This is a genomic window from Propioniciclava tarda (genome assembly GCF_900182665.1).
Taxonomy (GTDB): Bacteria; Actinomycetota; Actinomycetes; order Propionibacteriales; family Propionibacteriaceae; genus Propioniciclava; species Propioniciclava tarda.
This window is the reverse complement of the sequence record NZ_FXTL01000004.1, coordinates 175,092-183,169: the sequence shown is the minus strand read 5'-3', so window position 1 is coordinate 183,169 and position 8,078 is coordinate 175,092. Positions and strand designations below refer to the sequence as shown.

General features: G+C 70.4%; 8 protein-coding genes. 4 read left to right on the top strand and 4 right to left on the bottom strand.

The window, feature by feature from the left end:
- From FN821_RS14450 to FN821_RS05480, 3 genes are all read left to right on the top strand, one after another.
- Positions 1-219 (top strand): hypothetical protein (locus FN821_RS14450; RefSeq protein ID WP_221929114.1); only part of this gene is annotated, 219 nt, incomplete at its 5' end.
- 533 nt (positions 220-752) lie between these two features.
- The gene (locus FN821_RS05485; RefSeq protein WP_421958041.1) at positions 753-2,633 is read left to right on the top strand and encodes a 2-oxoacid:acceptor oxidoreductase subunit alpha; all 1,881 of its coding nucleotides are present in this window, start codon (positions 753-755) and stop codon (positions 2,631-2,633) included.
- Complete coding sequence (locus FN821_RS05480) at positions 2,630-3,712, top strand: 2-oxoacid:ferredoxin oxidoreductase subunit beta (protein ID WP_131171533.1); 1,083 nt, start codon at positions 2,630-2,632, stop codon at positions 3,710-3,712. The genes FN821_RS05485 and FN821_RS05480 overlap by 4 nt, the downstream gene beginning before the upstream one ends.
- A 320-nt stretch (positions 3,713-4,032) precedes the next feature.
- Here FN821_RS05480 and FN821_RS05475 read toward each other — a convergent pair whose 3' ends face one another.
- The gene (locus FN821_RS05475; protein WP_131171532.1) at positions 4,033-4,404 is read right to left on the bottom strand and encodes a PLD nuclease N-terminal domain-containing protein; all 372 of its coding nucleotides are present in this window, start codon (positions 4,402-4,404) and stop codon (positions 4,033-4,035) included.
- Between the two features lie 113 nt (positions 4,405-4,517).
- Entirely contained in the window at positions 4,518-5,960 is a 1,443-nt protein-coding gene (locus tag FN821_RS05470) for a ferredoxin reductase family protein (protein WP_131171531.1), read from the bottom strand.
- Positions 5,961-6,170: 210 nt separating this feature from the next.
- Here FN821_RS05470 and FN821_RS05465 point away from each other — a divergent pair, with 210 nt between their 5' ends.
- Positions 6,171-6,458, top strand: coding sequence for a DUF1905 domain-containing protein (locus FN821_RS05465; RefSeq protein ID WP_131171530.1), 288 nt, complete (start codon positions 6,171-6,173; stop codon positions 6,456-6,458).
- Between the two features lie 165 nt (positions 6,459-6,623).
- Here the strand turns inward: FN821_RS05465 and FN821_RS05460 are convergent, their stop codons facing one another.
- Both FN821_RS05460 and FN821_RS05455 read right to left on the bottom strand, forming a co-directional pair.
- Complete coding sequence (locus tag FN821_RS05460; protein WP_131171529.1) at positions 6,624-7,070, bottom strand: hypothetical protein; 447 nt, start codon at positions 7,068-7,070, stop codon at positions 6,624-6,626.
- 160 nt (positions 7,071-7,230) lie between these two features.
- On the bottom strand, positions 7,231-7,773 hold the full coding sequence (locus FN821_RS05455) for an NADPH-dependent FMN reductase (protein WP_206662007.1): 543 nt from the start codon (positions 7,771-7,773) through the stop codon (positions 7,231-7,233).
- Positions 7,774-8,078: the final 305 nt, after the last annotated feature.

Below are 8,078 nucleotides of genomic sequence, written 5' to 3'. Positions count from 1 at the left end.
CTGCGGACTCGACTCACCCTGCACAACCCAACAATTCCAGCCCAGAACCGATCAACGCGGCGGACTCGCGGACGGATTGTTCAGCAGGCTCCTAGCCCCACCCATCCACAGGATTTGATTATTGCTCGTGTCGGCAAGGGAATCCAACGAACTGAGAAGGCGTTGGCCCGCGTCAAAGAAGCGCTCGGCCAGTGCCTCACGCCCTTTGTCGACCTCTAAGCGCAATTCAATCATTCAGCTCACCTGCCCTGAGTCTGCCTGAGCTGAGATGGCCGCGGATAGGAGTCGGTTCCGCCGAATGGCGAAGGTTGATCGTCGGCAGTTTCGCCGCGACCCTGGAAACCGTACGGCCAACTGCTCCCTATGCCGTACGTAGAGGATCCCCGCGCCCGACTGCATCGCCTCGAACATCACAGCCGGTCTCGCTGCCTAGCCCTGGACAGCTGAGGACGTGCGGGTGCGCGTCAGCCGCGTCGACCTCGAGCCTCCGTCCACTCGGTGCCACCCGATCGCGGGAATCCGCACACGTGGCGCCCAACCAGCGTCGAGACACGGCGTCCCAAACACCGAGACGCGGAAAGTTGAAGATTCACCCTCACGACGTACAGTCACCACCATGACCGGACGAGCCAGCACCCTCCTCGTGGGACGCCCCCACGTGGACCTGGGTCGCGTCGGTTCGTCCATGTGTTGCTGGTCCTGACCCGCCCGCACACCCGTCGGGCCGTCGCCCGGCAACCAGGCTCCCCCAGCTGCGCGCCCGTCGGCCCCAGCATGAGAGCACGCCCGTGACCACACTCAAGACCCTCGACCGCGTGGTGATCCGGTTCGCCGGGGACTCCGGCGACGGCATGCAACTGGCCGGCGACCGGTTCACGTCCGACACGGTCTTCGTCGGCAACGACTTCGCCACCCTGCCGGCCTTCCCGGCCGAGATCCGGGCGCCCCAGGGCACGGTCGCCGGGGTGTCGAGCTTCCAGCTCCACTTCGCCGGCAGCGACATCACCACCCCCGGCGACGCCCCCGACGTGCTCGTCGCCATGAACCCCGCCGCCCTGCGCGCGAACCTCGCCGACCTGCGCCGCGGCGGCACCCTCATCACGGACGCCAGCGAGTTCACCACCCGCAACCTCGCCAAGGTCGGCTATGCCACCGACCCCCTGACCGACGGCACGCTGGCCGACTACACCGTCCACGCGATCGACCTCACCGGACTCGCCATCGCCGCGTCCGACGGCCTCGGGCTCGCCCGCAAGGAGGCCGCCCGCACCAAGAACATGCTGGCGTTGGGCCTTATCAGCTGGCTGTTCTCGCGCGCGCCGGAGCGCACGCTCGACTACCTGGACCGCAAGTTCGCGTCCAAGCCGACGATCCGGGACGCCAACGCCGCGGCCTTCCGCGCCGGTTACGCCCTCGGGGAGACCCTCGAAGGGGTGGCCGTCCGCTACGAGGTGCCGCCGGCTCCCGCGAAGCCCGGCACCTACCGGCAGATCAGCGGCAACAAGGCCCTCGCGCTCGGACTCATGTCCGCCGCAGCGAAGGCCGACCTCGATCTGTTCCTGGGCGCCTACCCGATCACGCCGGCGACCGACATCCTGAACGAACTCTCCGGCGTGAAGGACCAGGGCGTCATGACCTTCCAGGCCGAGGACGAGATCGCCGCCATCGGCGCCGCCATCGGGGCGTCCTATGCGGGCCAACTCGGCGTCACGTCGACGTCGGGTCCGGGCATGAGCCTCAAGGCCGAGATGATCGGCCTCGCCGTGATGCTCGAGCTTCCGCTCGTGATCGTCGACGTCCAACGCGCCGGACCGTCCACCGGCATGCCGACGCGCACCGAGCAGTCCGACCTGAACCTGGCCCTGCACGGACGCCACGGCGAGGCCCCCCTCCCGGTCATCGCGGCGTCCTCACCCGGCGACTGCTTCCACGCCGCCTACGAGGCCGCCCGGATCGCCGTCGAGCATCGGACGCCCGTCATCCTGCTCAGCGACGGCTACCTGGGCAACGGCGCCGAGCCCTGGCTGGTGCCCGACCTGGCCACCCTCCCGGCGATCGAGCCGACGTTCGCGACGGCGTCCGACCTTGTCAACGGAACCTTCCTGCCCTACCGACGCGACGCCAAGGGCGCGCGGCCATGGGCGATCCCGGGGACGGCCGGCCTCGAACACCGCATCGGCGGACTCGAAAAGGCCGACCTCACCGGCGCCGTCAGCAACGACCCCGACAACCACGAGCGCATGATCGCGCTCCGGCAGGCCAAGGTGGACGCCCTCGCCGTTCCTGACCTCGTCGTCAAGGACCCGGACGCCGACGCCGACGTGCTCGTCGTCGGCTGGGGCTCGACGTGGGGTCCGATCGACGCGGCCGCGCGGCGCGTCCGGGCGGCGGGAGGCAAGGTCGCCACCGCGCACCTCACCCACCTCAACCCGCTGCCCGCGAACACCGGTGAGGTGCTGCGGCGCTACCGCCGCGTCATCGTCGCCGAGATGAACACCGGACAGTTGCTGACCGTGCTGCGCGCCCGCTACTTAGTGGACGCCCAGCCCTACACCTGGGTCAAGGGCCAGCCGATTTCGCCGAGCAGGTTCTCTGCCCACCTGTTGACCGTCATCGCCGAGGAGGCTTCATGAGCATCGATCTGGACGCCGCCGCCCCCGTCCCCGCCGCGGAGCCGACAGCCGGACGCGAGGGCCTGCGAGGCGTCCCGCTGGCGTTGAATGCCTTGTCGAAGAAGGATTTCGCGTCCAGTCAAGAGGTGCGTTGGTGCCCGGGGTGCGGCGACTACGCGATCCTGGCGACGGTCCAGGGCGTGCTGGCCGACCTCGGGATCGCCCGCGAGAACACCGTGATCGTGTCGGGCATCGGGTGCTCGTCGCGGTTCCCGTACTACATGGACGTTTACGGAATTCACTCGCTGCACGGACGCGCCCCGACGCTCGCGACCGGCATCGCGCTCGCCCGCGAAGACCTCTCGGTCTGGATCGTGACCGGCGACGGCGATGCGCTCTCGATCGGCGGCAACCACCTGATCCACGCGCTGCGACGCAACGTGAACCTCAACATCCTGCTGTTCAACAACCGCATCTACGGGCTCACCAAGGGGCAGCCGTCGCCGACGTCCGAGCGGGGGAAGGTCACCAAGGCCAGCCCGGTCGGCTCGGTGGACGCCCCCTTCGATCCGGTTGCGCTGGCGCTCGGGGCGGGGGCGACGTTCGTCGGGCGGGCGCTGGACTCCGATCGCGCCGGGCTCGCCGAGGTGCTCGGCGCCGCGGCGGCGCACCGCGGGGCGTCCGTGGTGGAGATCTACCAGAACTGCCCGATCTTCAACGACGGCGCGTACGACGCGGTGCGGGGTCCGGAGGCGCTGGTCCGGCTGCGGCACGGCGCGCCCGTGCTGGTCGGTGGTGGCGAGTTCGGGGTCGTGCGGGAGGCGTCCGGGAAGCTGGCGCTGGCGTCCGTCGCGGAGGTCGGCATCGAGCGGGTGCTCGTGCACGACGCTCACGACCCGGACCCGTCCACCGCGTTCGCCCTGGCCCAGCTCATCGATTCGTCCGGGCTGACCAGGGCCCCGATCGGCATCTTCCGCTCGGTCGACGCGCCCGTGTTCGACGACGATGCGCGGGCCCAGGTCCGGCGTCCGCGGGGCGAGGAACGACTCGCCACACTGCAGGCCCACCTGCACGGCAAGGACGTCTGGCAAGTCGCCTGACTGCGCCGCCGCAGGGCTCGGGACGGTCAGCGCTCGGCGTCCGGCCGGGACAGCGACGGTGACGTTCGGACGGCCGACCGGCCGGTCAGGCGATACGCGGATCGTCCCGTGAGGGTTCGAGAAAGGCCGGACGTAGACCCCGGTGTCGCGCCGTCCCAGATCAGCCGCGCACCATTCGGTGCCCCAGACGTCCACCTCCGGGGCCGACCTGCGGCGTGGCTCCTGCGGCTCCACGACGGGTGCGCACACCCGGAGACTCCATTCCCGACCTTGACATGGTGTACCAAGCAAAAGTCGGGAAATACCGCCGCCAGCGGACGCTAGCCCGCGTCCTCGGACTCGTCCCCGCGCAGCTGCTGCTCGCGGCGACGAAGATCGTCTTCCCACTTCTTGAGCAGGTCCTCGTCGGCCTTGCGGCGACGCAACGCCTCCAGGAAGGCGGGATCGTCGTCAGGCGCGAGGGTTCGGGGCTGCTCGGGACGCGACCCCGGCCGTAGCGGCCAACTCTGCGACTCGCGCGGAGGGCGTCCGGCGAAGAGCCAGGCCAGCGGACCGACGATCGGCATCAGGATCACCAGGAACCAGGCCGCCTTGGGCAGGTTGCGCACCCGGCGCGCGTCGGCGGAGGCGCAGTCGATGAAGCTGTAAAGCAGCAGTGCAACCGCGAACAGCATGGGCAGATAGCGGACCATAGCTCCCCTCCTCTCGCGGATGCCTCGATGGTACCCGGCCACCGCCGAACGGCCACCAGGGCGGGTCTCCCCTCCCCGGTGGCCGCGATGGCTCGGCCCAGGCGACCGGTCGACTACCAGTCGAAGCGTTCGTCGTGCCGCTGCTCCGCCGGGACGCCGCAGCGCTCGGCGTCCGCGGCGAAGGCGTCCATCCAGGGGTTGGGTCCGCAGAAGAAGACGTCGGCATCGGACGCCCACGGGGCGAAATCGGTCAGGCGCAGTCCGGCGTGGGCGGCGTCCAGCCAGGAGTCGTCGGCGGCGCGGCGTCCGACCAAGACGAAGAGGGTGGCGCCCTTGGCGACGCACAGGGTGCGGACCTCGTCGGCCAGGTAGAGCTCGTGGGCCGTCGAGGCGCGGAGGATCACCACGGCGTCCCCGGGGACGAAGCTGGTCGACTCCAGCAACGCCCGGACCGGCGCGATGCCGATGCCGGCGCCCGCGAGGACGACCTTGCTGCGCGTGCGGGCGGCGTCGGTGAACATGCCGTACGGGCCCTCGACCGCGACGCGGGTGCCGGGCTTGAGGCTCATCAGGCGGGACGTGCCGGCGCCCAGGTTGCGGACGGTGACGCGCATCGTCGTGTTCGTCGGGTCGGCCGACAGCGAGAACGGGTGCGGCTGCAGCGCGAGTTCGGGCGTGAGGAAGCGCCAGTTGAGCCAGTGGCCGCCCTTCGCCCCGAGGCGGTCGAGGCGGCGTCCGGTGAACTCGATGTTGACGGCGTCCGGGCCAGCCGGCACCACGCGGGAGACGCGCAGGCCGTGACCCAGGGTGCTGAACAGCGGCAGGAAGACGCGCCACGTCAGCAGGGCGAAGGCGGTGATGCCCCAGAGGGCCAGCCAGAAGGGGCGTCCGATGGTGCCGACGGCCAACATGCCCGACATCGAGAACTGGTGCGGCAGGGACGCGGCGATCGCGACGTAGCTGAGCAGGTGGATCGCGTACCAGGCCTCGTAGGGGTACTTCTTGCGGACGGCCATGATCGAGCTGGCGCCCACCAGGCCTAGCCCGACGAGGCCGAGGCACGCGAGAACGAAGTCGAAGGTTCCCCAGAGCTGGAGGAACATCGCGACCGGGTTGATCGCGGCGGTGATCGCGTAGCCGGCGATCAGCAGGACGGCGTGGGCGAGGAGCCCGAACACCAGGCCGCGGCCCAGGGTCGCGTGGAGGGACAGGGCGCGGTCCTGGCCGATCGTGCGGTCGATCAGCGGGACGCGCGCGCTGAGGATCAGCATCAGACACATGGACGCCGTCGCGACCAGTCCGGCGATGATGCCGTACGCGGTGATGAGGCCGCCGAAGGTCTTGAAGTACGTGGGGCCGTGGTCGGCCAGGAAGAGCGCCACCGAGCCGGCGATCACCGTCCAGCCGCCGACGATGAGTCCGTCACGCCGCAGGTTCCGGGCGCGGCCCTGGTCGCGGTACCGGGCCGCGAGTTGGTCAGCCCAACGGCTGCGGCGTCCGGGGTCAGCCTTAGCGTCCACGGAGGCGTCCGTGGCGTAGGAGGTGTTCGTGCTCATGGGTCAACGGTCCTGGGCGAGGCTGTGAAGTCTCTGTGGCACCCCTGACCGTCGGCTGGGAGTTCAGCGGGACGCGTCCGGCTTGCGTGCCCACGGCGGGCGACGGGAGCCAACCCGATTTTGGGCACTCTCAACGGCCCAGCTGCACACGCCTCGGCGAACTCCCGCGCTGAGAGTGACCAAATCCGGGTGGGCTGCCAGAGTGCTGGGATGGAGTTGACGTTCACGGCGACCGTGTTCGAGTGGCGCGGGCCGGCGCCGCACCACTTCGTGGCGGTGCCGGAGCACGAGGCGACCCTGCTCGCGTCGATCGCGAAGGCTGTGACGTACGGCTGGGGGATGATCCCGGTCACGGTCGACGTGGACGGTGTCACGCGCGCCACCGCACTCTGGCCGCGCAACGGCGGCTACGTCGTCCCGCTGCGCGCCGACCTGCGGCGCGCCAAGGGCATCGCGACGGGCGACCACATCACGGTCACTCTGCACGTCGAGATCTGACGAGCCCCTGAGTGCCCGCTGAAATCCGCTGAGGTCCAGCTACCGACCGGCTCGTGGTCGGACCAAAGCGCGACAAACACATCGGCCCGCATCCGGTGAGGATGCGGGCCGCTGAGGCCGGACAGGGCGCCGGTTCCGAGATCAGAACGGCACCCGGACGCCGGATCAGCCTCCGGCGGTGCCCGGCTGGGCCTGGCCGGACGAGGCACCCTGGGCGCCCGCCCGGCCACCCGGCGCGCCGGCCGGCGCGACGTTCTCGGTGACCGTGGCGAGGTCGGCGCTCACGTCGTAAAACACCACGCTGCCGTCAGCCTTGGTGCCGAGCGCGTCGTACGTGCCGTCCGGGTCCTGGCGGACCTCGGTGATGGTGACACCGGCGTTCTGCGCCGTCACGGCGGCCGTGATCTTGGTCGCCTGGTCGCCCGTGACGGGGGTGTCCTGGGACACCATGCCTGTGCCGCCCTGCTGGCCGGCCACGGCCGGTGCGGACGCCGCGGGTGCGGTCGTCGGGGCTGCCGTGTTGCCCGCGGCCACAGCCACCGACGCACCGCCGCCGATGAGGGCCGCCGCTGCCACGGCCGCCGCCGCGATTCCGAGCTTGTTGAATGCCATGTCGATCTCCTTGTCAGGTAGCGGTCGATGCCTCTCATCGACCTGCCTGATCACCAGAGTCGGGTGGCTCTTTGTGCGGAGGCTGTCGGCCCGTTATCGGTTCGGACAAAGATCCGCCCCGCCGCCCACCAGGGGCGACGGGGCGATATCAACAGTCGACTCAGGCGGCCGAGCGGGCGGCGTCCAGTTCGGCCAGGAGCCGCTCCGCGAGCTCACGGACGTCAGCGAGGACGCCATCGTCGTAGCGCCCGTCCGCCATCCGGGTGTGCGCGGCAGGGATATTCAGGACGGGCTCCAACGGCAGCGCCCGGGACGCCCGCAGCCCCCCGACGAGCGCGGCCGTCGCGCGGCTGCCACCACCCGGCGACGGGGACGCCGACGCGACCGCGACCACCTTGCCCGCCAGCGGGGACGCCCCCTTCGGACGCGACGCGATGTCGAGCGCGTTCTTCAGCACCGCCGTCGGCATGCCGTTGTGTTCGGGCGTGATCATGACCAGCGCATCGGACGCCGCGATGGCCTGGCGGAACGCGTCCACGCGCTCATCGGCGCCGGCGGCGTCCAGGGTCTCGCGGTAGAACGGCAGCTGATCGAGCCCGTCAAACCGGACGGCTGACCCTTCGGGCAGGGCGGCAGCCACCGCGTCCGCCAGGGCGGAATTGAAGCCGGGCTTCAGAGAGCCCTGCAGCACGAGTACGTTCACGCTGATCCTTCGTCGTGGGCGGAATCACCGACCGCGATTCCGCCGAGCCCTAACACGTCGGTCGTCCCGCGCATTCCCGCCCCGTCCCGAGCGGCCCCGCCAAGTCGGACGCCGTCCGAACGGTCCACAGGGAGGCGGCAAGTCGGCGCCAACCCGCTGTAGAGCCAGTGGGTGCGATCTCGATGCGGCTTGGTGGGCTCGACGATGGTGGGCCGGTGGATCTGGCCATGTCCCTTCTTGGACGCCCAGGGCGGCGTCCACGGTCGGCCACAAAAGCGCCACCTGACGCCACCAATGTCCGGACG